The following is a 20,695-nucleotide window of genomic DNA, read 5'->3' as shown; positions in this document are numbered from 1 at the left end:
TCCTTACCTCCGTTTGGCCGGCATCCCGCCGCTCAACCAGACAGGAGCCCTCGATGTTCGACCCGAAGCAATTGCTTGATCAGTTTCTAGGCAGCCAGCGGCCGGGTGGTTCCGGTGGCTTGGGTGGTCTCGGTGGGCTTGGCGGCCTTGGTGGTGCCCTGGGCGGCGGCGCCGGCGGTTCGCTGCGCGACCGTGCCGATCAGGTGCTGCAATATGCCAAGAACAATCCCGGCAAGACCACGGCGCTGGCCGGCATGCTGCTCGGCACCAAGAGCGGGCGCAGCCTCGGCGGGTCGGCGCTGAAGATCGGCGGCCTCGCTGCGATTGCCGGCCTCGCCTACAACGCTTACCAGCAATATCAGCAGAGCCAGAGCGGGCAGGCGACGGCAGGTGCAGGTGCTAGTTCGGCCGCTGCGTCACCGGAACTGCTGCCGCCGCCGGAAGATACCGGCTTCCATCCCTCGCGGCATCCGCAGGGCGAAGATGAGTTTTCGCTGGTTCTGGTACGCGCGATGATCGCGGCAGCGAAGGCCGACGGTCATATCGATGCGGACGAGCGGCAGAAGATTTCGGGCCGGTTGGGAGAAGCCGAGCTTGGTGCGGAAGCCGAGCGCTTCGTGAACGAGGAGCTTGCCAAGCCGATCGATCTGGACGCGCTGGTTGCTGCCGCGAAGACGGAAGAGCAGAGGGTCGAGATCTACACGGCCTCGCGCCTGACGATCGACCCGGAAACGCGTGCTGAACGCGGTTACCTCGATCTGCTGGCCGGCCGCTTGCAGCTGCCGGATGAACTGGTCGAGCATATCGAGCAGACGGTGTCGGCTGCGAAGGCGACGGTCTGAGCGTGATATAAAAAAGCCCGGCTTAGACCGGGCTTTTTCTTTGTGCTGTGAAGAGCGTTACGCCAGCGCGTTGGTAAAGCGCTGGATGCGGATGCTGGCTTCTTCCAGGAGGGCTTCCGAGGTCGCGTAGGAGATGCGGAAGTTCGGGCCGAGGCCGAAGGCCGAGCCGTGAACGACCGCCACGCCTTCAGCTTCCAGCAGTTCGGACACGAAGTCCTCGTCGGAGCCGATGACCTTGCCGGATGCCGCCTTCTTGCCGATCACGCCCTGGCAGGACGGATAAACATAGAAGGCGCCTTCAGGGGTGGGGCAGGAGATGCCGCTTGCCTGGTTGAGCATGGACACGACGAGATCGCGGCGGTTCTGGAAGATCGCCTTGTTTTTCGCGATGAAGTCCTGCGGACCATTGAGCGCTTCCACCGATGCCCACTGGGCGATGGTGCAGGCGCCGGAGGTCTGCTGACCCTGGATCATGTCCATCGCCTTGATGAGCGCGACGGGACCGGCCGCATAGCCGATGCGCCAGCCGGTCATGGCATAGGCCTTGGACACGCCATTCATGGTCAGCGTGCGCTCGTACAAAGCAGGCTCGACCTCGGCGATCGTCTTGAAGACGAAGTCGCCGTAGGTGAGATGCTCATACATGTCGTCGGTCAGCGTCCAGACATGCGGATGCTTGAGCAGAACGTCGGCGATCTCGCGCAGTTCCTGCTCCGTATAGGCTGCGCCCGACGGGTTGGACGGCGAGTTCATCAACAGCCACTTGGTCTTCGGCGTGATGCGCTTTTCCAGCTCGGTCGCCGTAAGCTTGAAGCCGTTGTCGATCGAGGTTTCGGCAAACACGCTGGTACCGCCGCAGATCGCCACCATCTCCGGGTAGCTGACCCAATAGGGACGCGGGATGATGACCTCGTCACCGGGGTTCAGCGTCGCCATGAAGGCGTTGAACAGGATCTGCTTGCCGCCGGTGCCGACGATCGTCTGCTCCGCACGATATTCCAGATTGTTCTCGCGCTTGAACTTGGCAGCGATCGCTTCGCGCAGCGGGGCTATACCCGAAACCGGCGGGTACTTGGTTTCACCGCGGCGGATCGCTTCGATGGCCGCATTCTTGATATTGTCCGGCGTATCGAAGTCCGGCTCGCCGGCGCCAAGGCCGATCACGTCGCGGCCCTTTGCTTTCAGGTCGCGCGCTTTCTGCGTGACCGCGATGGTCGCGGAAGGCTTAACGCGGGAAAGGGCATCGGCCAGGAAAGCCATGGGACTGTCTCCTCAAGGAAAAGCGGCGACGAAAAGCCGCGAGGCGACCTAAACCTCATCATAGCCGCGAGTTCAAGGGACGGATGTCCTTGTGGGAAACGTTGCGGAAGATTTCGCTCGTTAACGAGGGATAAAAGCTTCGCTGTCATCTTTCAGGGATTGTCGACCCTGTGTCCCGAGTGGATCGAGCATGACGCGGAATTTCAGCCGGGCGCATTTAGCGCAGGGCGAAGATGGTATTTTTACAGCCATGTGGGGCAGTCATGTCCTGCAATCGGCATTTCAGCCGATTTTTTCATTGCAGGACGGCCGGCTCTCGCTTGTGGCTTTCGAGGCTTTGCTTCGGCCCGTGCACGGCAGCAACGCGGTGTCGCCGACTCAGTTCTTTCGCCAGGTGGCGTCTCAGGACCGTTTCGCGGTGGAAACGCTGACCCGCACACTGCATCTGCTGAACGCCGGAAAATGTCTCGACAAGTCGGCCACGCTGTTCGTCAATTTCGATCCATCGCAGTTCACGGATCGTGCGCTGGCCGACATGGCCTTGCGCGACATGATGCGGGTTCTCGAAGTGGCTGATATCGCGCCGTCGCGCATCGTCTGCGAGATGACGGAGCAGGTTTCATCCTGCGAGCCGGTTCTGTTTGCCTTCGTGGAAGCTTTACGGGCCAAGGGCTTCCGCATCGCCATCGATGATTATGGTTCGGGCGACTCGGACATTCGGCGGGTCGAGCAGCTGAAGCCGGACATCGTGAAATTTGATGCAGCCTGGATCAACCAGTTGATGGCATCCGGTGCCGGCATGGCGCTCTTGAAGATGATGGTCACGACGTTCAGCCAGTGCGGCATCAAGACCGTAATCGAGGGCGTCGAGGAAGGCTGGCAGATGGAGCTCGCCGAACATGCGGGCGCTCCCATGGTGCAGGGTTACCTGCTGGCCCGGCCGCAACTGGCCTTGATGAATTTCACGGGCTTCATGCTTTCGGGGCAGGGCATCGTGCGCGGGTTTGATCCCGCGATCCCCCATTCTCTGGCGCAAGTGCTGCCGAGCGAATGGACGTCTTTGAAGACCGCCGCTTCGCCGCTTCGCGTAAGCGCCGCTCAGCTGGGACGACCCCGCACCTTCGGACGTAGACAGGTATTGCGATGATTGACCAGGCGCGGATCGACAACGCGATCATTCTCGATGAAATCGGCATCGCCACGGCAGTTTTTGGCAGCTTCCGGCTGAAATCCGTTTTCCAGCCGATCTTCACGGCGGGAGCATCCGCACTTTCTCCTTGGGGCGTAGAAGCGCGGCTGCGGCCTTTGCGCGAAGGGCTGCAGGTGGCGCCAGCCGTTCTGGCCGAAACGCTGGCCGCATCTGAAGTGCCGTTCTTCGAAGCGCTGTGCCGCGCTCTGCATATCGACAATCATCCCAATATCGGCGTCGATGGGATGAGCCTGTTCTGCTCGATCGATGCGCGGCATGCGCTCGATCCTGCTCGCATCCTGTCTGAACTCGAATTCCTGTCCACGCGCGTCGAAGAAGTCGGCATGAATCCGAAGCTGCTGGTTTGCAGCATTGCGGAAACCGAGAAGCTGGAAAAGAGCGTGCTGGTGCGGCTGGCGGCCGCAATCCGGCTGCACGGCTTTTCGCTGGGCGTCGATGATTTCGCGGCCGGTTTCCCATCGCTGGAACAGGTGGCTTGCGTGGAGCCGAACATCGTCAAGTTCGACGGTCCCTGGTTCCGCCGCGTGACCAGCGTGCCGCGCGCGAGCAAGCTGCTCGGACCGCTTTTCGCAGGCTTCCGCGAGTCGGGCGCCGATGTTCTGGTGGATGGCATCGAGACGGTGGACCAGCTCAATGCCGCGTTGGATGCCGATGCCGTGCTGGTGCAGGGGCCGCTGCTCTCGCCGCCGGCTTTGGCCGGCGCCTTGTTCCCGACCGAGCCGCTGGAGCGCGCTGCCCTGGGGGTACCGCAGGGCAATGTCGTGCGGCTGGCCGACCGGCGCCGGATCGATCAGCAGCGCTGATCAAAGCGTCACAACTTCTCGCTGGTGGAATCAAAGGCGGCAGGCAAGATGCCGTCCTTCTCCAGTGAGGACGATCCCTGACATGCTGACCCTTTACAGCCATCCCGACAGTGGCAACTGCTACAAGCCGCGGCTTCTTCTGGCTAAGCTTGGGCGTTCGTTCCGGCATGTCAGCGTCAATTCTGTAACCGGCGAAACGCAGACGGCCGACTTCCTGGCCAAGAATCCCAACGGCAAGGTGCCGCTGCTGGAACTGGACGATGGCCGTTTGCTCGCCGAATCCAACGCGATGCTGCTTTATCTCGGAGAAGGGACGCGCTTCGTGCCTGAAGACGCCTACGAGCGGGCGCTGGCTTATCAGTGGCTGTTCTTCGAGCAATACAGCCACGAGCCTTATGTTGCGGTGCGCCGCGCGCTGAAGATCTATCCCGAGCGGGCAGCGGAAGCGACGCCGGAGAAGATGGCGGCGACCCTGGCCGGTGGCAACAAGGCGCTTCGTGTGATGGACGCGCAGCTGGCCAAGACCCCGTTCCTTGTCGGTGAAACGCTGACGGTGGCAGACATCGCCTTGTTTGCCTATACGCAGGATGCGGCGATTGCCGGCTTCCACATGGACCAGTTTCCCCATGTGGAAGACTGGCTCGGCCGGGTTCGTGCGGAACCCGGCCATGTGCCGATGGAATGGCTCGGCGCCTGAAGGTCAGGGCTCGAGCTGACCCTGGCGAGGGTCTTGGGCGGCGCTGATATCCGGCTCGTTGCGCGTCTTCCACAGGGAATAGAAGATGCCGGCGGCGAGGATGCCGATCGTGCCGAGCAGGGACAGCATCGTATCGACATGGATGCCGAACGGCACCAGCGCGACCTTGATGCCGATAAGGACCAGCACGACGGCCAGCGACGTTTGCAGGTAACGGAAGCGGTTCATCGCGGCGGCTAATGCGAAATACAGCGCGCGCAGGCCGAGGATCGCGAAGATGTTCGACGTGTAAACGATGAACGTGTCCTGCGTGACCGCAAACACGGCGGGGACGGAATCGACCGCAAAGATCAGATCGACCGTTTCCACCATGATCAGCGCCACGCCGAGCGGGGTGAGGAACAGCGCAAGCTTGCCGGTCTTGCTATCGGGCTGGCGCACCGTGAAGTTCGAGCCATCCAGCGTCTTGGTGATGCGGAAGTGCTTCTGCAGGAAGCGGAAGATCGCGTTCTTTTCGAGATCCGGCTCCTCGTCCTGATGCGAGAACATGCGGATTCCCGTGAAAATCAGGAAGGCGCCAAAGAAGACCAGGATCCAGTTGAAGGAGTGAACCAGCGCGGCGCCGATGCCGATCATCACGGCACGGAACAGGATAACGCCGAGAATGCCCCAGAACAGCACGCGGTGCTGGTAGATACGGGGGATCGCCAGGAAGCCGAAGATGGTGGCGATGACGAACATGTTGTCCATCGCCAGGCTCTGCTCGATCAGATAGCCGGTATAGAATTCCAGTCCGGCCTGCGAGCCGCGCGACCACCATATCCAGGCGCCGAAGGCCACCGCGACCAGCACGTAGCCGGCATAAAGGGTCAGGCTTTCCTTGGCCGAAATCTCTTTCTCCTCCTTGTGGAGGACGCCGAGATCGAACACCAAAAGCCCGATGACGATGGTGATGAACACCACCCAGAAATAAACGGGAGTACCAAGAAAATCGCCCATAAGGGCGCTGAGAAGCGCATCCATGATTGCCGGCCCATCTGCCAATTGAACATTGGTGCAGCTCCGACATCACGATTGCGCTCGATGCGCGGATCGCCAGAGGGGCCCGGTCGCTACGTCCGCCAATTTGGCGAAATGCGGTCAGAAATCAAGGTGGAGCGGGTGGGCTTGGCTGCCGGTTCGATCACGAACTCGGGAGCACAGCCACGAAAATCCGGGCAAAATAAAAGGCGGAGCATGCCCCACCTTCCATTTTCCAAGCTGGGTCGGCATGCCAAGGCAATGTGACCCAAGAAAACATCACGCCCGTTTCCACGGACGCGAGGTTATCAGCCCTTGGTGATGTTCTGTGCTGCGGACTTGCCGGTGCGGCGGTCCTGAGCGACTTCGAAGTTGATCTTGTCGCCTTCGTTGAGCGAGCTCATTCCCGAGCGTTCAACAGCCGAAATGTGGACGAAAACGTCCTGGCCGCCGTCGTCCGGCTGAATGAAACCAAAACCCTTGGTGGCGTTGAACCACTTTACGGTTCCTGTCGGCATTTTAATGTCCTGTCGTCTGCGGTTTTCTTCAATCCGTAAATCCACGGATCAGGGGTCGAAATTTAGGGATTGACGTCAGAAAACGCGCGCAGCGCGGGCCATGAGGTCCGATCAGCCGAAATTCCAGATCGCGATATACGCGAATCAAGGAAACGGATCAAGATCATCCGTTAAGCGCGGTTCATGCTTGTTAAGAGATTCAGGCGTGATCCCCGCGAATGAGCTGGTTCCGGCACAGTTCCCCAGGACGAGAAAAAAGATGAGCAGGACGCTCGGACCTCGCAAGCTCCTGACAATGCACAACATTCCTAAGAGGGGATCGAGCACAAAGAAGGAACATCTTCCATCTGCGAGCCTACGCTTTCTTAACGAAGGCTAATGGCTGGTTGATCGGGCCAGTTTCATCCTGTACGGAGTTCCTCGGGACGGGCATCTCGGGCACTCAACTTTCAGGAGACGGTGGGGCTTTGCCGACCAGCACGAACTGCTTATGCATGCTTGGATTCGTAGGCCTAATGGCCAGCGCCGGCTGCACATCCACTACTGCGACCAACCAAAGCGCCTCGCTTGCGCCCGTTGCCGCCGCTACTCCCGCACCAGCGCCCGGCACATTGCCGGACACGATGGACATCGCTTCCGTTGATCGCAACACCGCTGCCGGTGATGTCGCGCAGCAGGGCACGCTGATTACGGCAGTGGCTTATGCAAGCCCGGCTCCGGAAAGCGGTGGCGTTGCCGCTCTCAACACGGCCGTTGCACAGGCGGACGCAACCCAGACCGCAACGCCGCAGCAGGCTGTCGCCTCGGCCGCCGCTGCGCCGGAAGGTACGCCAACGCAGCAGGCCGCCGCCTTCGTTGCCGAGAAGCCGAAGACGCCCGTGGCGATTGTCGCTACGAACGCCGTGGCGCCGGCTGCTAGCGAAGAACCGGCAGAGAAGCCGGTTGTTGTTGCTTCGCTTGAACCAAGCTCGACAAAGACCGTCGCCGCGCGCAGCCCGGAACTGGACTCGCTGATCGAGCGCTACGCGCAGCTTTATGAAGTGCCGGTGTCGCTCGTTCGCCGTGTGGTGAAGCGCGAAAGCACGTTCAATCCGGCAGCGAAGAATGGGCCATATCTCGGCTTGATGCAGATCCGCCATGATACCGCGCGCGGTCTTGGCTATCAGGGCAGCGCCAAGGGGCTTCTGAACGCTGAAACCAATCTCACTTACGCCGTCAAATATCTGAAGGGCGCTTACGTCACCGCTCGTGGCGATCATGACAAGGCCGTGCGTTTCTATTCCCGCGGCTATTATTACGACGCCAAGAAGCGCGGTCTTCTGGAAGAAGCTGGTCTCAAGGGCGGCAAGGCTGCCAAGGTGCAGGTGGCTGTGGCCGAGAGCGGTGCTGAAAAGGCGGCTGAGCTCGATCGGGGTGCTCGGGTCGCTGCGAAGAATCTGCCCGGCGTGGCATCGGCAGCAAGCGCCGTTGCACCCGCTCCCTCGCGTATGGCGAATGTCGTTCAGGCATCGAGCAGCAACAGCCTGTCGATCGCCGAATAAAGCAGGCTGTTCTCAGCCTGCTTCCTCAAGCTTTGCTTTCATTGCCTGGCACCAATCGCGCCCGGCATCACCACCCCATAAGAGCCAGGCGATATAGCCGGCTGACGGATTGTCTTCGTTGCCGAAGTTCGGCGCGCGCTTGTCGACCTTGTGGCGGGCGAAGTAGCTGACCATCCGCCTAACCGTTTCGGGAGAGAGTGCGCGGCGGTTCTTGAGATCGCGCGCTCGTGCTACGCCGATCTGTGTGCCGCCACGGTTAAACTTGCCGCGCAAGGCAAGCCCTTGCTCCGCAGCGTCGGCCACGTCCTGCGGCGGGGTCAGGTCCAATGTGTCGCCATTGGTCTTGCTCATGGCTTACTCCTTGTGAAGCTCAGACCCGCTTTTCAGCGCGCGGCCGCCGTCTTCCTGTTCGACAAGGTAGGCTGGCTCTTCCTTGGACGCGTTGCGCTTGACCTTGGTGCCCTTGATCGTGCGCTGTACCGGCTTCTCGAAGCTTTCCTTCACCGTGCCTTCGGCGGTGTTGGAGCCCCATTTCCATTCGACCTTCGTACCCTTTGCGAGCTTGCTCATCGACGTTTCTCCTTCTGTGTTGGCTTGAACAGACAGGAAGGAGGGCAGTTCCCGACAAGCGGCGGATCAGACCAGCGTCCGCCGACTCTCCTGACACGAATGGCATCCAGGTTTTCCTGCCCTTGCGGAATGTGTGGGAAGCAATACTAATCCTGTGCCGGCCGGGGATGGCGGCATGAGGTTAGAGCCTGGGGAGGGGAACCATGAAATACGTCTACTACGCCGCCACACTCGTGTTCACGGCATTTTACGCCCACAGCGTTTATGGCTATGCGACCGATCCTGCTTTCTGGGCCGGTGAATATCAGCGGGTTGGTTTCCCGACCTATCTCGTCGGCGTGATGCTGGTCGTCAAAGCTTTGGGCGTGATTGCAGTTTGGGTGAGGAAGCCGGTTTGGCTGGCACAGCTCGCTTATGCCGGCTTCTTCTATCATACGCTGCTTGCCGTCATGGCGGATGCGGCCCTGCGCGATCCCATCGCCCTCCTGCCGGCCGTGCTGTTCGTGCTGGTTCTGTTGTCTTGGGCGACGCAGAATCATGCGCGAAGCCCGGCGGCCGCTTACGCGCCGAGGCCTGATCACCCACTGGGCTCGCAGGCCTGATCATTCGTAATTGGCCAACCGATCAACTCAGGCGGCTTCGGCTAGCTCGCTCGTGGGTGTAACGGCGGCCACGACTGCGTCACGGGATTGCTCGATGAACTCGGGATCAGTTCTGAGTTCATCGAGGGAACGCGGCGTGGGTCGCTCGCCATCCCAATCCTCGAAGGCGAAGCCAAGAACACCCGCGGCTTCGGACAGCGCTTCATCAAGCGTGTCGGCGACGGTGATCACGCCTGGTACGTCCGGAAACGACACGCCATAACCGGTTTCGGCTTCCTTATGGATGAGTGCGATATAGTGCGTCACAGCTCAGTCCTTCTTCCAGCCTGCTTGCTTGTAGATAGAATGCACCGTGCCTGAGGGAATGTCACGGCGCGGATGCGGCAGGATCACCACTGCACCGCGAGCGGGGTGCCTGTACTTCTGGTGGGAACCTCGCACCGAGACAAGCACGAAGCCGTCGGCTTCGAGCCGACGGATGATATCGCGACTGTCTTTCAACATCTCCTTACCGGAAATAATCCTGCAGCGGACGAACTTCCAGGCTGCCGGCTTTGAGGGCGGCGATGGCTTCGGCTACGGCGGCAGCACCCGAGAGGGTGGTATAATAGGGCACCTTCTGCATCAGGGTCGCGCGGCGCAGCGACTTGGAGTCGGAGAGCGCCTTCTGGCCGTCGGTGGTGTTGAAGACGAGTTGAACCTGACGGTTGCGGATGGCGTCTTCGATGTGGGGACGGCCTTCCAGCACCTTGTTGACCTTTTCCGCCTCGACGCCGTTTTCCTTTAGGAAGCGCGAGGTTCCGCCGGTGGCCATGACCTTGAAGCCGAGTTCGGCGAGCTTCTTCACCGACGGCAGTACGCGCTCCTTGTCTTCGTCGCGCACGGACACGAACAGCGTGCCGGAGCGCGGCAGGTCGACGCCGGCGCCGAGCTGTGCCTTGGCGAAGGCCAGAGCATAATCGTGGTCGAGGCCAATGACTTCGCCGGTCGAGCGCATTTCCGGTCCAAGCAACGTGTCGACGCCGGGGAAGCGCGCGAAGGGGAAGACGGCTTCCTTCACCGCGATATGGCCAAGCTTATGCGGGTTCGGCTTGGTGCCGTAATGGTCGAAGGCACCGTCGAGCGTCTCGCCGGCCATGATGCGGGCAGCGATCTTGGCGATCGGGCGGCCGACGGTCTTGGCGACGAACGGCACCGTGCGGGACGCCCGCGGATTGACTTCGAGCACGAAGATGTCGCCGTCCTTGATGGCGTATTGCACGTTCATCAAGCCGCCGACATGCAGGGCACGCGCCATGGCGGCCGTCTGACGCTCCAACTCGGCGACAAGCTCTTCCGAAAGGGAGTGGACGGGCAGGGAGCAGGCGCTGTCACCGGAATGGATGCCGGCTTCCTCGATATGCTCCATGATGCCGGAGACATAGACGTTTTCGCCATCACAAAGCGCGTCGACATCGACCTCGATCGCTTCGGTCAAATAGGTGTCGAACAGAAGCGGGTTCTTGCCGAGCAGGGTGTTGATCTGGCCGGTCTTGTCGTTCGGGTATTTCTGCTTGATGTCTTCGGGAACGAGGCCCGGCACCGTTTCGAGCAGGTAGTTCTGGAGCTGGCCGGCATCATGCACGATCTGCATGGCGCGGCCGCCGAGCACGTAGGAGGGGCGCACGACCAGCGGGAAGCCGAGTTCGCCGGCAACCAGCCGCGCTTGTTCCACGGAATAGGCGATGCCGTTCTTGGGCTGAAGCAGGCCGAGCTTGTGCAAGAGCTTCTGGAAGCGGTCGCGGTCTTCGGCGAGGTCGATCATATCCGGCGAGGTGCCGAGGATCGGAATGCCGGCCTGTTCCAGCGCTGCCGCAAGCTTCAGCGGGGTCTGGCCGCCGAACTGCACGATAACGCCATGCAGCGTGCCGGCCTGTTTTTCCGTGCGCAGAATCTCGAGCACGTCTTCGGCCGTCAGCGGCTCGAAATAAAGACGGTCGGACGTGTCGTAATCCGTGGAGACCGTTTCCGGGTTGCAGTTGATCATGATTGATTCATAGCCGGCATCCGCGAGAGCAAACGCGGCATGGCAGCAGCAGTAATCGAACTCGATGCCCTGGCCGATGCGGTTTGGACCGCCGCCGAGGATCACGACCTTCTTGCGGTCCGACACGCGCGCTTCATCGGCGACCTGGCCGGCGAAGGGCAGTTCGTAGGTCGAGTACATGTAGGCGGTGGGCGCGGCGAACTCGGCCGCGCAGGTGTCGATGCGCTTATAAACCGGATGAACGTCGAGCTTTTCGCGAATCTTCTGAATCGCTTGCGCGTCGCTCTTCACAAGCGAGCCGAGGCGGGCATCGGAGAAACCCATGGCCTTGAGCTTGCGCAGGTTCCGGGCATCCTTGGGCAGGCCGTGCTCGCGCACACGGCTTTCCATTGCGATGATGCCGGCGATCTGCTCCAGGAACCACGGATCGATCTTGCACATTTCGTGCACGTCTTCGAGCGAGGTGCCCATGCGGATGGCCTGCGCCACCATGCGCAGCCGGTCTGGCGTCGGAGTGCCGAGGGCAGCGCGGATCGCGTTGCGGTCTTCGCCGCTGCCCAGCCCCGGGATCTCGATTTCGTCCAAACCGGTGAGGCCGGTTTCCAAACCGCGCAGGGCTTTCTGCAAGCTCTCCTGGAAGGTGCGGCCGATCGCCATGACTTCGCCGACCGACTTCATGGCTGTGGTCAGCACATTGTCGGCGCCGGGGAATTTCTCGAAGGCGAAGCGCGGGATCTTGGTGACGACATAGTCGATCGACGGCTCGAACGAGGCCGGCGTGGCGCCGCCGGTGATGTCGTTTTCCAGCTCATCCATTGTGTAGCCGACGGCCAGCTTGGCGGCGACCTTGGCGATGGGGAAGCCGGTGGCCTTGGAAGCCAGCGCCGACGAACGCGACACGCGCGGGTTCATTTCGATGACGACGAGGCGGCCATCGGCCGGGTTGACGGCGAACTGCACATTCGAGCCGCCGGTCTCCACGCCGATCTCGCGCAGCACCGCGATCGAGGCGTTGCGCATCATCTGGTATTCCTTGTCCGTCAGCGTCAAAGCCGGCGCGACGGTGATGGAATCGCCGGTATGAACGCCCATCGGATCGAGGTTTTCGATGGAGCAGACGATGATGCAGTTGTCCGCCTTGTCGCGGACGACCTCCATCTCATATTCCTTCCAGCCAAGGACGCTTTCCTCGATCAGCACTTCCGTGGTGGGTGAGGCGTCGAGGCCGGATGCGATGATCTCGTAAAATTCGGCGCGGTTGTAAGCGATGCCGCCGCCGGTGCCGCCCATGGTGAAGGACGGGCGGATGATGGCGGGCAGGCCGACGTGATCGAGCGCCTGTGCTGCAATGCCCATCGCATGGCCGACATAGCGCTGCTTGCGGTCGCCTTCGCCGAGGTTCCACTCGGTCTCAAGCGCGTCGAGCTGGGCGTCGAGATTGTCGGGGTTGCTGGCCTTCAAGGCGGCGCGGCGCGCCTTGTGCGCCTGCTTGTCGGTGTCCTTGACGGCCGAGGCGTTGGCCAGCATCGACTTCGGCGTTTCCAGCCCGATCTTGGCCATGGCTTCGCGGAACAGCGAGCGGTCTTCGGCCTTGTCGATGGCTTCCGCATTGGCGCCGATCATCTCGACATTGTAGCGGTCGAGCACGCCCATGCGGCGCAGCGAGAGGGCGGTGTTCAGCGCGGTCTGGCCGCCCATTGTCGGCAGAAGCGCGTCCGGGCGCTCCTTGGCGATGATCTTGGCGACGACTTCCGGCGTGATCGGCTCGACATAGGTCGCATCCGCCAGTTCCGGATCGGTCATGATGGTGGCCGGATTGGAGTTGACCAGGATGATCCGGTAGCCTTCCTCCTTCAGCGCCTTGCAGGCCTGGGTGCCGGAATAATCGAACTCGCAGGCCTGGCCGATAACGATCGGACCCGCACCGATGATCAGGATGGACTTGATGTCGGTGCGCTTGGGCATGGGTTTCTATCCGTCTGGCATGCGCGTTGCGCTGAAAAGCCGGACGGAATGAACCGGCCGGCCTGCGCACACGCTTAATCTTGGGCTAGGCCGGTCTTATAGGGGAGGATCCGCGTGTGCGTAACCCCAAAAAACGCGATCCACAGCGCATGTTGAAGGAAAGCCGCTTCGGCATATCCTGCAAGCTGCCCGCTGTGTTCTGTCGCGCGGCTCGCGCCGGCCTCAGGCCGGCGTGAGCATGGTGTCGTGGCCTCGTTGCCGCCACTGGTTCACCAGCACCGGTGCGATCAGAAGGAGACCGATGATCGTCGTGTAGATTTCCGGCATGATGAGCAGGAAAGCGGCCACAATCAGGAGCAGGTTTTCCCAGGCCTTGGTCGGTGCCAGCATGTAGCGCGACAGGGCAGCGCCCAGTGCGGTGATGCCGATGACGCAGCCGCCCAGCGCAAGGAAGAAGTCCGGCCAGTTGAAGTCTTTCGTCACCAGAAGAAGCGACGGCGAGAAGACGAAGACGAAGGGCACCAGCGCCTTGCCGAGCCCAAGCCGGAAAGCGGTGTTGCCGGTCTTGAACGGATCGGCGCCCGCCATGCCTGCCGCCGCATAGGCCGCGAGCGCCACGGGTGGCGTGATGTCGGCCAGCAGGCCGTAATAGAAGACGAAGAAGTGGGCCACGATCGGCTCGACGCCGAGCAGAGCCAGAGCGGGCGCGGCCACCGTGACCATGATGATGTAGTTGGCCGTGGTCGGTACGCCGCAGCCCATGAGGATGCAGACGAAGCCTGTCATCACCAGCGTGAAGAACAGGATCAGCGTGTTGGCTTCGACCCAAGGCAGAACCACTTCGAACACCGAGGCCAGATTGGCGGCGACCGAGGTGACGATGAAGGACACCTTGAAGCCAACGCCGGTCAGGGTCACCACGCCCACAACGATCCCGACCGTTGCGGCGGCGGCGCCGACGGCCAGCGCATATTTCGCGCCGTCACGCAGACCATCGAAAATTTCCTGGAAGGACAAACGGCGGCGTGGGTTGAGCAGGCCGACTGCGATGCACAGCGTGATGCCCCAAAAGGCGGCGAGATAGGGTGTGTAACCGGCAACAAGGACGCCGATGAGGGCGACCAGCGGAATGATGGTCGGCCAGTCGCGCTTCAGCGCCGCTGCGACATCCGGCATTTCGTCCGGCCGCAGACCGCGCAAACCGCTGCGCTTGGCTTCGAAATGAACCTGGATCAGAACGCCGAAGAAGTGCATCGCGGCGGGCACGATCGCGGCCAGGATGATGGTCGTATAGGGCAGGCCCAGGAACTCGATCATCAGGAAGGCTGCGGCGCCCATGATCGGCGGCGTGATCTGGCCGCCAGTGGAGGAGGCGGCTTCGACGGCACCGGCGAATTCGCGCTTGTAGCCAAGCTTGATCATGGCGGGGATCGTGAGCGAACCGACCGTCACCGTGTTGGCGACGGAGGAGCCGGAAATCATGCCGAACAGAGCCGAGCCGAAGATGGAGACCTTGGCGGGACCACCGGCAAAGCGGCCGGCAACCCAGGCCGCGCAATCCAGGAACAACTGGCCGAGGCCGATGCGCGTGGCGAACACGCCGAAGAGCACGAAGTGGAACACGTAGGTCGCGACAACGCCCAGCGGCACGCCATAGATGCCTTGTGCGGTCAGATAGAGATGGTCGACTAGCTGAGAGACGCTTGCGCCGGGATGGGTGAGGATGCCCGGCATCCAGGGGCCGTAAAGCGCATAAAGCATGAAGATCACGGCGATGATCGGCAGCGGCCAGCCCACGGATCGGCGCGTGGCGTCCAGCAGCAGGAGGATCAGCGAACCGCCGAGGATCACGTCCACAGTGGTCGGATTGCCGACGCGGAAAGCGAGGTCGTCAAGCGGGATCAGCGGCACATGGGCAACCGCCACCACGGACAGGATGGCAAGCGCCCAGTCGTAAAGCGGAATGCCGATCGGGCGCCAAAGCGAGGCTTTCGCCGGCTCCGAATAGCCCTTCTTCCAAAGGGGAAACACGAGGAACACCAGCGCCAGAACGAGGGCGAGGTGGATGCCGCGGTGGACCATTTCCTGCAGCAGGCCGAAGCCGGCCGTGTAGTAGTGGAACAGCGACAGGCCGACGAGCAGGCTGCCGACGATCCAGTTGGCCGCCGGGCTCAAAGGGCGGAACCGTATTTCGGAATCGAACTGCTCTTCGAGTTCGCGTGCCCGCGCTTCGTCGAGCTCCATCGGCGTCAGATGGATGTTGTCCTGTTTGTCGGCGTCGGTCACGCGAGGCTCCGGCATGTCACATATGAAAGCGCGCCGCTCCCGGTGGAGAGCGGCGCAATCATCGAAGGCGTTGTTGAAGTCAGGCGCTTACTTGAGCGCGCCGACCTCGCGGAAGTACTTCTCCGCGCCGGGGTGGAACGGAATGCCGGCGCTGGTCACGGCATTCTCGATCGTGATCGCCTTGCCCTTGGCATGACCGGCGGCGAGCGCCTTCTGGGTTTCCTCAGCGTAAAGCGACTTGGTGATGTTGTAGACGAGGTCTTCCGGTTGCTTGGCATTGGTCACCAGCTGTGCGGCCACGGACAGGGTCTCGGTCGCGCCGACACCCTTGTAGGTCTCAGCCGGAACGGTGTTCTTGGAGAAGAAGGTGTACTGGCCGAGGATCTTCTCGGCTTCGGGACCGGTCACCGGAACCAGCGTGATGTTCATGGACGATGCGATTTCGGTAATCGCGCCGGCCGGGAAGCCGCCGACGAAGAAGTAGGCGTCGAGGCCGCCGTCGCGCATCTTTTCGCCGGACGGGCCGGGCTTCAGATACTCTGCCTCGATGTCCTTTTCGCTGAGGCCATAGGCTTCCAGAACGATGCGGGCATCCACGATCGTGCCCGAACCCGGCTCGTCGATCGACACGCGCTTGCCCTTGAGGTCGGCAACGGACTTGATGCCGGCATCGGCGCGCGCAACGATGTGCAGCGTTTCAGGGAACAGGGTCGCGATGAGGCGCAGGTCTTCGACCTTCGGCTTGCCTTCATAAAGGCCGGTGCCGCTATGCGCCCATGAGGCGACGTCGGACTGGGTGAAGCCGGGACTCCGACGCGCCGCTCTGGATGGCATTGATGTTGGCGACCGAGCCGTTGGATGCGGTAGCGGTGGCGATCAGGCCTTCAACGCCGGCCGGGCCGGTTGCGCTGATCGAGTTGGCGATGATGCCGCCGACCGGGAAATAGGTGCCCTGCGTGCCGCCAGTGCCGATGCGGAAGAACGCCTGTTGCGCGAAAGCGCGCGTTGCCCCAACGCCCGTTGCGAGAAGGGCCGCACCGAGCGTAAATGCGCGACGTGAAAGTACAAAAGTCATGATTGTCCCTTCGAACCTTGATCAGGCCGAAAGGATAACCTGTACGGGTGTTGCAATTTCAACGCCTTGCGGCCAGGTCGCACCGCTTATACCCAGCCGCCTGCACGTTATGCGCGTAACAAGACTGTCTTATTCGGCCGCAGCAGAAGCCGTCGCAACCGGCAGCTCGTTTTCTTCCTGCAAGGAGGTCAGCCAGGTCTTCACGGCGCTGACATCTGCGTCGCCGAGCAGATGACCGAGTTCGACGGTCTTGCCAACGACTTCGGCTCCCTTGCCGCGCAGTGCATCAGCCAGACCCGGCGCGAAGCTGCCATAGGTGGCGTCGTTCTTGCCGGCGACCGCCAGGATGGAATCTTTGGCGAGATTGACGTCCGGCAAGGTCTTCAGAACCATCATCGGGCGGAGTAGGGCGGCGCGCTGCACGAGATCCGGGTGCAGGAAGGAGAGGGCGGCGAGCAGATTGGCGCCGTTGGAATAGCCGAGATAGATCGCGTTGTTCAGGTCGATGCCGTAGTCCTTTTGCGCCGTTGTCATGAACTTGGCGAAGGCGTTGGCTTCGGAGCGGATGTCGTCTTGATCGAAGGTGGTGGGTGTGACCCGCTTGTACCAGCGGTTGATGCCGTCCTGCACGACGCGGCCGCGAATGCCCAGCAGTGCGGAACCCGGCGCGACCTTGGCCGCAAGATCCATCAGGCTGGTTTCGTTGCCGCCCGAACCATGCAGCAGGATCAAAGTCGGCGAGCCCTTGGTGGTCGCCTTGCGGTAGTTCGCAACGAAGGCCTGCGAGCGCGTGACCGAGGTCAAAGGGTTGCTGGCGGCAGCCTTGGCGGCGTTCGTCCCAGCAGGCGCATTGGTGAGCGAAGCTTTCTCAACCAGGCATTTCGCGTTCGGCGTGACGTTCGCCTTGTTGCTCATGGAAGCACCACACTCGATCTGCGCCGAAGCAGGCAGCGCTGTTCCGCCGATAAGGAGGCTGAAGATCACCGCGGTGGCAAGAATGCGCATCATGGATTGACCCTGAAACAGGTTGGTTGACAGTGGGTTAACGCGGTGAGTTCTAGCATCTCCGCGAGCCGTTCATCGCGGCTGGCAGGCACTTCCAGCTTTATTGCAGCACGAATGTGGCACTGCATCATTGAAACACGTGTTTGTGAAGTCTTCTTCGTGGAACAAATCTGCTTTGGTGAAATTGTTGCGCCTCTGCAACTTACCACCTGATCGCAAGTTATGTGTTTTAGCCGGAGCAACCTTGCTGCCGGCGCATCTGTGCGAGGGAATTTGCCATGCAGTGGAGAGGGCGCCGTCAAAGCTCCAATGTCGAGGATCGCCGTGGCGGCGGTGGTATGTTCGGTGGTAGCGGACGCATGGGCGGCCCCATGCGCATTCCCGTGCGTGGCGCCGGTGGCGGCCTAGGGATCACGGGCATCATCATTCTGCTGATCGCAGCCTGGATTTTCGGCATCAATCCGCTGGAGCTGCTGTCCGGCGGTGGCAGCCTGGGTGGCGGTGGTGGTCAGACGCAAAGCCGTACGGTCGACACCAAGGCTTCCGACGAGATGACGCAGTTCGTTTCAACCGTGCTCGCTGAAACCGAAGACACCTGGAACGGCATCTTCCAGGCGGAAGGCCAGACTTATAAAGAGCCGCGCATGGTGTTGTTCAGCCGCCAGGTACAGTCGGCTTGCGGTACAGCGTCGTCGGCTTCAGGCCCGTTCTACTGCCCGAACGACCAGCGCGTTTATCTCGACACGACCTTCTTCCAGCAGTTGGACCAGCAGTTCGGCGCGTCGGGCGATTTCGCGCAGGCCTATGTGATTGCGCATGAGGTTGGCCACCATGTCCAGAACCTCACCGGCATCCTGCCGCGCTTCAACCAGATGCGCCAGAGCATGAGCCCGGAAGAAGCCAACCGCATGTCGGTTCGCGTCGAGTTGCAGGCGGATTGCTTCGCCGGTGTCTGGGCGCACTTCACCGATCAGAAGGGCTTGCTGGAATCCGGCGATGTCGAGGAAGCGCTGAATGCTGCCACGCAGATCGGCGATGACACGCTGCAGAAGCGTAGCCAAGGCTATGTCGTGCCCGACAGCTTCAACCACGGCACCTCGGCGCAGCGCCGCACCTGGTTCCAGCGCGGCGTGCAGAACGGCCGCTTGAGCGACTGCGATACGTTCAACAATCCGGTGTAAGGTCGGGTTCTTGCTTCAATGAAAAAGGCCGGCGATGAGCCGGCTTTTTGTTTTTAGCGCTCAGCGAGAAGCGGTTCGCCGCGCCGTTCGTGGATCAGGTTCACGAAGCGGCGGAAGAGGTAGTGGGAATCCTGCGGACCTGGGGAGGCTTCCGGGTGATGCTGGACCGAGAAGACCGGCTTGCCCTTGAGCGCAATGCCGCAGTTGGAACCGTCGAACAGCGAGATGTGGGTTTCTTCGACGGCTTCCGGCAGGGACTGGCTGTCCACCGCAAAGCCGTGGTTCATGGACACGATCTCGACTTTGCCGGTGGTGTGATCCTTGACCGGATGGTTAGCACCGTGATGGCCCTGATGCATCTTGGCGGTCTTGCCGCCGAGCGCCAGCGCGAGCATCTGGTGACCGAGGCAGATGCCGAAGGTCGGCAGGTCGGCCTTGAGCAGATCCTGGATCACCGGCACGGCATATTCGCCCGTGGCTTCCGGGTCGCCGGGGCCGTTCGACAGGAAGATACCATCCGGCTTCATGGCGAGGATGTCTTCGGCCGCCGTGGATGCCGGCACCACTGTGACCTTGGCGCCGAGACCGGACAGGAGGCGCAGGATGTTGCGCTTCACGCCGTAATCGATGGCAACCACATGCATGGTGGGCTCGGTCTGCTCGCCGAAGCCTTCGTTCCAAGCCCAAGGCGTCTCGTTCCACACCGAGCTCTGGCCGGAGGTGACGTCCTTGGCGAGATCGAGGCCGACGAGCCCTGACCAGGCCTTGGCCTTCGCCTGCAAGGCGGGGATGTCGAACTTGCCGCTGGGATCATGCGCGATCACGGCATTCGGCGCGCCCTTGTCGCGGATCAACGCCGTGAGTGCACGCGTGTCGATGCCAGCCAGCGCCACGACACCGCGCTTCTTCAGCCAGGTGTCGAGGTCGGAGGCCGAACGGTAGTTCGAGGGATCGGTAATGTCTGCCTTGAAGATCGCGCCGACCGCGCCGTTGCGGGCAGCGGGTGTCAGGTCTTCGATGTCTTCGTTGTTGGCGCCGATATTGCCGATATGCGGGAAGGTGAAGGTGACGATCTGGCCGACATAGGAGGGATCGGTCAGGATTTCCTGGTAGCCGGTCAGCGCCGTGTTGAAGCAGACTTCCGCAACAGCTTCGCCCGTAGCACCCAGACCCTTGCCTTCAATCACCGTGCCATCGGCCAGCACCAGAACGGCGGTGGCGATTTCATCGTCCCAAGGCTGGGTCGCCTGGGTTGCCGTTGTTTCGGTTGCCTGATCCATCTCGTTCTCCACTGCCTCGCTGCGCCTTCGGTTTGGCTTTGGCTCTTCCCGAGCGCACGCTATGGGCTGCGCCTGGAAATACACGATGCAAAAGCCATTTGGCGGGACGGTTGTCGGTTGAGTGCAAACTCATGGACCGGAACCTCCCCCACATAATCCGCTTGGCGCCACCGGACAACAGGAAAGCCAGCGTTTTTGCGAGGCATATTACGGGTTTCCACGGCTTCGATGTCTGGGAGACCTTCCGGCCGCTTGGCAAAGCCACTATGGACTTCAGGGAAATGGAGACCACCATCATGCTGCGCGATCAATTCGCGAACGGCCTCAAGACTGCGATGAAGGCGGGCGACAAGCGTCGCACCTCGACGCTGCGGCTGATCCTTGCTGCCATCAACGATCGCGACATCGCCAATCGCGGTCTGGCCAAGGAGCCGGTGGTGGATGAGGAAATCCTGGCGATCCTCGGCAAGATGGTGCGCCAGCGCGAAGAATCCGCAAAGGCGTTCGAAGAAGGCGGCCGCATCGAACTGGCGCAGCAGGAGCGCGAGGAAATCGAGATCATTCGCGACTTCCTGCCCAAGCAGATGAGCGAAAGCGAAGTCCGCGAGGCCTGCCGAAACATCATCGCCGAACTCGGCGCGAGTGGTTTGCGCGACATGGGCAAGTGCATGAACGCCTTGAAGGAGCGTTATCCTGGCGCGATGGACTTCAGCAAGGCCAGCGGCATCGTAAAGGAGATGCTGCAATAAGGGCTGAGCCCTCAAGCTCCCTCTTAAGGGGAGGTCGCGCCGACGGCGCGGCTGAGAGGAATCTT

General features: G+C 61.7%; 18 protein-coding genes and 2 pseudogenes. 8 read left to right on the top strand and 12 right to left on the bottom strand.

The features are described 5' to 3' along the window. The first annotated feature begins 53 nt into the window (after positions 1-53). Entirely contained in the window at positions 54-842 is a 789-nt protein-coding gene (locus IE166_RS07260) for a tellurite resistance TerB family protein (protein ID WP_189502777.1), read from the top strand. A gap of 57 nt (positions 843-899) precedes the next feature. Here IE166_RS07260 and IE166_RS07255 read toward each other — a convergent pair whose 3' ends face one another. After that, a complete protein-coding gene (locus IE166_RS07255) occupies positions 900-2,102 on the bottom strand; it encodes a pyridoxal phosphate-dependent aminotransferase (protein ID WP_189502776.1) in 1,203 nt (400 codons plus the stop codon). Between the two features lie 190 nt (positions 2,103-2,292). On the opposite strand from IE166_RS07255, the gene IE166_RS07250 reads away from it, so the two are divergent. The 3 genes from IE166_RS07250 to IE166_RS07240 all read left to right on the top strand — a co-directional run bounded on the left by IE166_RS07250 (position 2,293) and on the right by IE166_RS07240 (position 4,812). Further along, a complete protein-coding gene (locus IE166_RS07250) occupies positions 2,293-3,249 on the top strand; it encodes an EAL domain-containing protein (protein WP_189502775.1) in 957 nt (318 codons plus the stop codon). Next, positions 3,246-4,115 carry an EAL domain-containing protein gene (locus IE166_RS07245; RefSeq protein WP_189502774.1) on the top strand — a complete coding sequence of 290 codons (870 nt, stop codon included), beginning with the start codon at positions 3,246-3,248 and terminating at the stop codon, positions 4,113-4,115. Before IE166_RS07250 ends, IE166_RS07245 begins: the two co-directional genes overlap by 4 nt. An 82-nt stretch (positions 4,116-4,197) precedes the next feature. Beyond that, positions 4,198-4,812, top strand: a complete 615-nt coding sequence (locus IE166_RS07240; protein WP_189502773.1) for a glutathione S-transferase family protein — start codon at positions 4,198-4,200, stop codon at positions 4,810-4,812. Positions 4,813-4,815: 3 nt separating this feature from the next. Here the strand turns inward: IE166_RS07240 and IE166_RS07235 are convergent, their stop codons facing one another. Next, on the bottom strand, positions 4,816-5,835 hold the full coding sequence (locus IE166_RS07235) for a TerC family protein (protein WP_189502772.1): 1,020 nt from the start codon (positions 5,833-5,835) through the stop codon (positions 4,816-4,818). A gap of 305 nt (positions 5,836-6,140) precedes the next feature. Continuing rightward, a complete protein-coding gene (locus IE166_RS07230; RefSeq protein WP_189502771.1) occupies positions 6,141-6,350 on the bottom strand; it encodes a cold-shock protein in 210 nt (69 codons plus the stop codon). A 1,001-nt stretch (positions 6,351-7,351) separates the two neighbouring features. Between IE166_RS07230 and IE166_RS20935 the strand changes: the two are divergent. Beyond that, positions 7,352-7,694: pseudogene (locus tag IE166_RS20935) on the top strand (transglycosylase SLT domain-containing protein); the annotation flags it as partial. A gap of 209 nt (positions 7,695-7,903) precedes the next feature. Here the strand turns inward: IE166_RS20935 and IE166_RS07220 are convergent. Both IE166_RS07220 and IE166_RS07215 read right to left on the bottom strand, forming a co-directional pair. Further along, positions 7,904-8,242: a hypothetical protein gene (locus tag IE166_RS07220; protein ID WP_189502770.1), complete on the bottom strand. Its 339-nt coding sequence runs from the start codon at positions 8,240-8,242 to the stop codon at positions 7,904-7,906. A gap of 3 nt (positions 8,243-8,245) precedes the next feature. Beyond that, positions 8,246-8,461, bottom strand: a complete 216-nt coding sequence (locus IE166_RS07215; RefSeq protein WP_189502769.1) for a hypervirulence associated TUDOR domain-containing protein — start codon at positions 8,459-8,461, stop codon at positions 8,246-8,248. A 203-nt stretch (positions 8,462-8,664) separates the two neighbouring features. Between IE166_RS07215 and IE166_RS07210 the strand changes: the two genes are divergently transcribed. After that, entirely contained in the window at positions 8,665-9,063 is a 399-nt protein-coding gene (locus tag IE166_RS07210) for a DoxX family protein (protein WP_189502768.1), read from the top strand. 27 nt (positions 9,064-9,090) lie between these two features. Here the strand turns inward: IE166_RS07210 and IE166_RS07205 are convergent, their stop codons facing one another. From IE166_RS07205 to IE166_RS07180, 6 genes and pseudogenes are all read right to left on the bottom strand, one after another. Continuing rightward, positions 9,091-9,369, bottom strand: a complete 279-nt coding sequence (locus IE166_RS07205) for a type II toxin-antitoxin system HicB family antitoxin (RefSeq protein WP_189502767.1) — start codon at positions 9,367-9,369, stop codon at positions 9,091-9,093. Positions 9,370-9,372: 3 nt separating this feature from the next. Continuing rightward, positions 9,373-9,567 carry a type II toxin-antitoxin system HicA family toxin gene (locus IE166_RS07200; protein WP_189502766.1) on the bottom strand — a complete coding sequence of 65 codons (195 nt, stop codon included), beginning with the start codon at positions 9,565-9,567 and terminating at the stop codon, positions 9,373-9,375. A gap of 4 nt (positions 9,568-9,571) precedes the next feature. After that, on the bottom strand, positions 9,572-13,054 hold the full coding sequence (carB, locus tag IE166_RS07195) for a carbamoyl-phosphate synthase large subunit (protein WP_189502765.1): 3,483 nt from the start codon (positions 13,052-13,054) through the stop codon (positions 9,572-9,574). Between the two features lie 222 nt (positions 13,055-13,276). Further along, entirely contained in the window at positions 13,277-15,298 is a 2,022-nt protein-coding gene (locus IE166_RS07190) for a TRAP transporter permease (protein WP_244641413.1), read from the bottom strand. 129 nt (positions 15,299-15,427) lie between these two features. Beyond that, positions 15,428-16,415, bottom strand: a pseudogene (locus tag IE166_RS07185) (TAXI family TRAP transporter solute-binding subunit). A 129-nt stretch (positions 16,416-16,544) separates the two neighbouring features. After that, on the bottom strand, positions 16,545-17,423 hold the full coding sequence (locus IE166_RS07180; protein WP_189502763.1) for an alpha/beta hydrolase: 879 nt from the start codon (positions 17,421-17,423) through the stop codon (positions 16,545-16,547). Positions 17,424-17,698: 275 nt separating this feature from the next. Here IE166_RS07180 and ypfJ point away from each other — a divergent pair, with 275 nt between their 5' ends. Next, entirely contained in the window at positions 17,699-18,601 is a 903-nt protein-coding gene (ypfJ, locus tag IE166_RS07175) for a KPN_02809 family neutral zinc metallopeptidase (protein ID WP_189502762.1), read from the top strand. 53 nt (positions 18,602-18,654) lie between these two features. On the opposite strand, the gene carA is transcribed toward ypfJ, so the two are convergent. Continuing rightward, on the bottom strand, positions 18,655-19,881 hold the full coding sequence (gene carA / locus IE166_RS07170; protein WP_189502761.1) for a glutamine-hydrolyzing carbamoyl-phosphate synthase small subunit: 1,227 nt from the start codon (positions 19,879-19,881) through the stop codon (positions 18,655-18,657). Positions 19,882-20,180: 299 nt separating this feature from the next. Between carA and IE166_RS07165 the strand changes: the two genes are divergently transcribed. Further along, positions 20,181-20,630 (top strand): GatB/YqeY domain-containing protein, encoded by a 450-nt coding sequence (locus IE166_RS07165; protein WP_189503285.1) that lies wholly within the window; start codon positions 20,181-20,183, stop codon positions 20,628-20,630. Positions 20,631-20,695: the final 65 nt, after the last annotated feature.

The organism is Tianweitania populi (genome assembly GCF_014652875.1).
GTDB classification, from domain to species: Bacteria; Pseudomonadota; Alphaproteobacteria; order Rhizobiales; family Rhizobiaceae; genus Tianweitania; species Tianweitania populi.
This window is presented reverse-complemented; position numbering and strand designations above follow the sequence as displayed.

Bases quoted from the DNA above. Each gene is read 5' to 3' on its own strand.
- IE166_RS07260 (WP_189502777.1), top strand. From the start codon at position 54: ATGTTCGACCCGAAGCAATTGCTTGATCAGTTTCTAGGCAGCCAGCGG.
- IE166_RS07255 (WP_189502776.1), bottom strand. From the start codon at position 2,102: ATGGCTTTCCTGGCCGATGCCCTTTCCCGCGTTAAGCCTTCCGCGACC.
- IE166_RS07250 (WP_189502775.1), top strand. From the start codon at position 2,293: ATGACGCGGAATTTCAGCCGGGCGCATTTAGCGCAGGGCGAAGATGGT.
- IE166_RS07245 (WP_189502774.1), top strand. From the start codon at position 3,246: ATGATTGACCAGGCGCGGATCGACAACGCGATCATTCTCGATGAAATC.
- IE166_RS07240 (WP_189502773.1), top strand. From the start codon at position 4,198: ATGCTGACCCTTTACAGCCATCCCGACAGTGGCAACTGCTACAAGCCG.
- IE166_RS07235 (WP_189502772.1), bottom strand. From the start codon at position 5,835: ATGGATGCGCTTCTCAGCGCCCTTATGGGCGATTTTCTTGGTACTCCC.
- IE166_RS07230 (WP_189502771.1), bottom strand. From the start codon at position 6,350: ATGCCGACAGGAACCGTAAAGTGGTTCAACGCCACCAAGGGTTTTGGT.
- IE166_RS07220 (WP_189502770.1), bottom strand. From the start codon at position 8,242: ATGAGCAAGACCAATGGCGACACATTGGACCTGACCCCGCCGCAGGAC.
- IE166_RS07215 (WP_189502769.1), bottom strand. From the start codon at position 8,461: ATGAGCAAGCTCGCAAAGGGTACGAAGGTCGAATGGAAATGGGGCTCC.
- IE166_RS07210 (WP_189502768.1), top strand. From the start codon at position 8,665: ATGAAATACGTCTACTACGCCGCCACACTCGTGTTCACGGCATTTTAC.
- IE166_RS07200 (WP_189502766.1), bottom strand. From the start codon at position 9,567: ATGTTGAAAGACAGTCGCGATATCATCCGTCGGCTCGAAGCCGACGGC.
- carB (WP_189502765.1), bottom strand. From the start codon at position 13,054: ATGCCCAAGCGCACCGACATCAAGTCCATCCTGATCATCGGTGCGGGT.
- IE166_RS07190 (WP_244641413.1), bottom strand. From the start codon at position 15,298: ATGGAGCTCGACGAAGCGCGGGCACGCGAACTCGAAGAGCAGTTCGAT.
- IE166_RS07180 (WP_189502763.1), bottom strand. From the start codon at position 17,423: ATGATGCGCATTCTTGCCACCGCGGTGATCTTCAGCCTCCTTATCGGC.
- ypfJ (WP_189502762.1), top strand. From the start codon at position 17,699: ATGCAGTGGAGAGGGCGCCGTCAAAGCTCCAATGTCGAGGATCGCCGT.
- carA (WP_189502761.1), bottom strand. From the start codon at position 19,881: ATGGATCAGGCAACCGAAACAACGGCAACCCAGGCGACCCAGCCTTGG.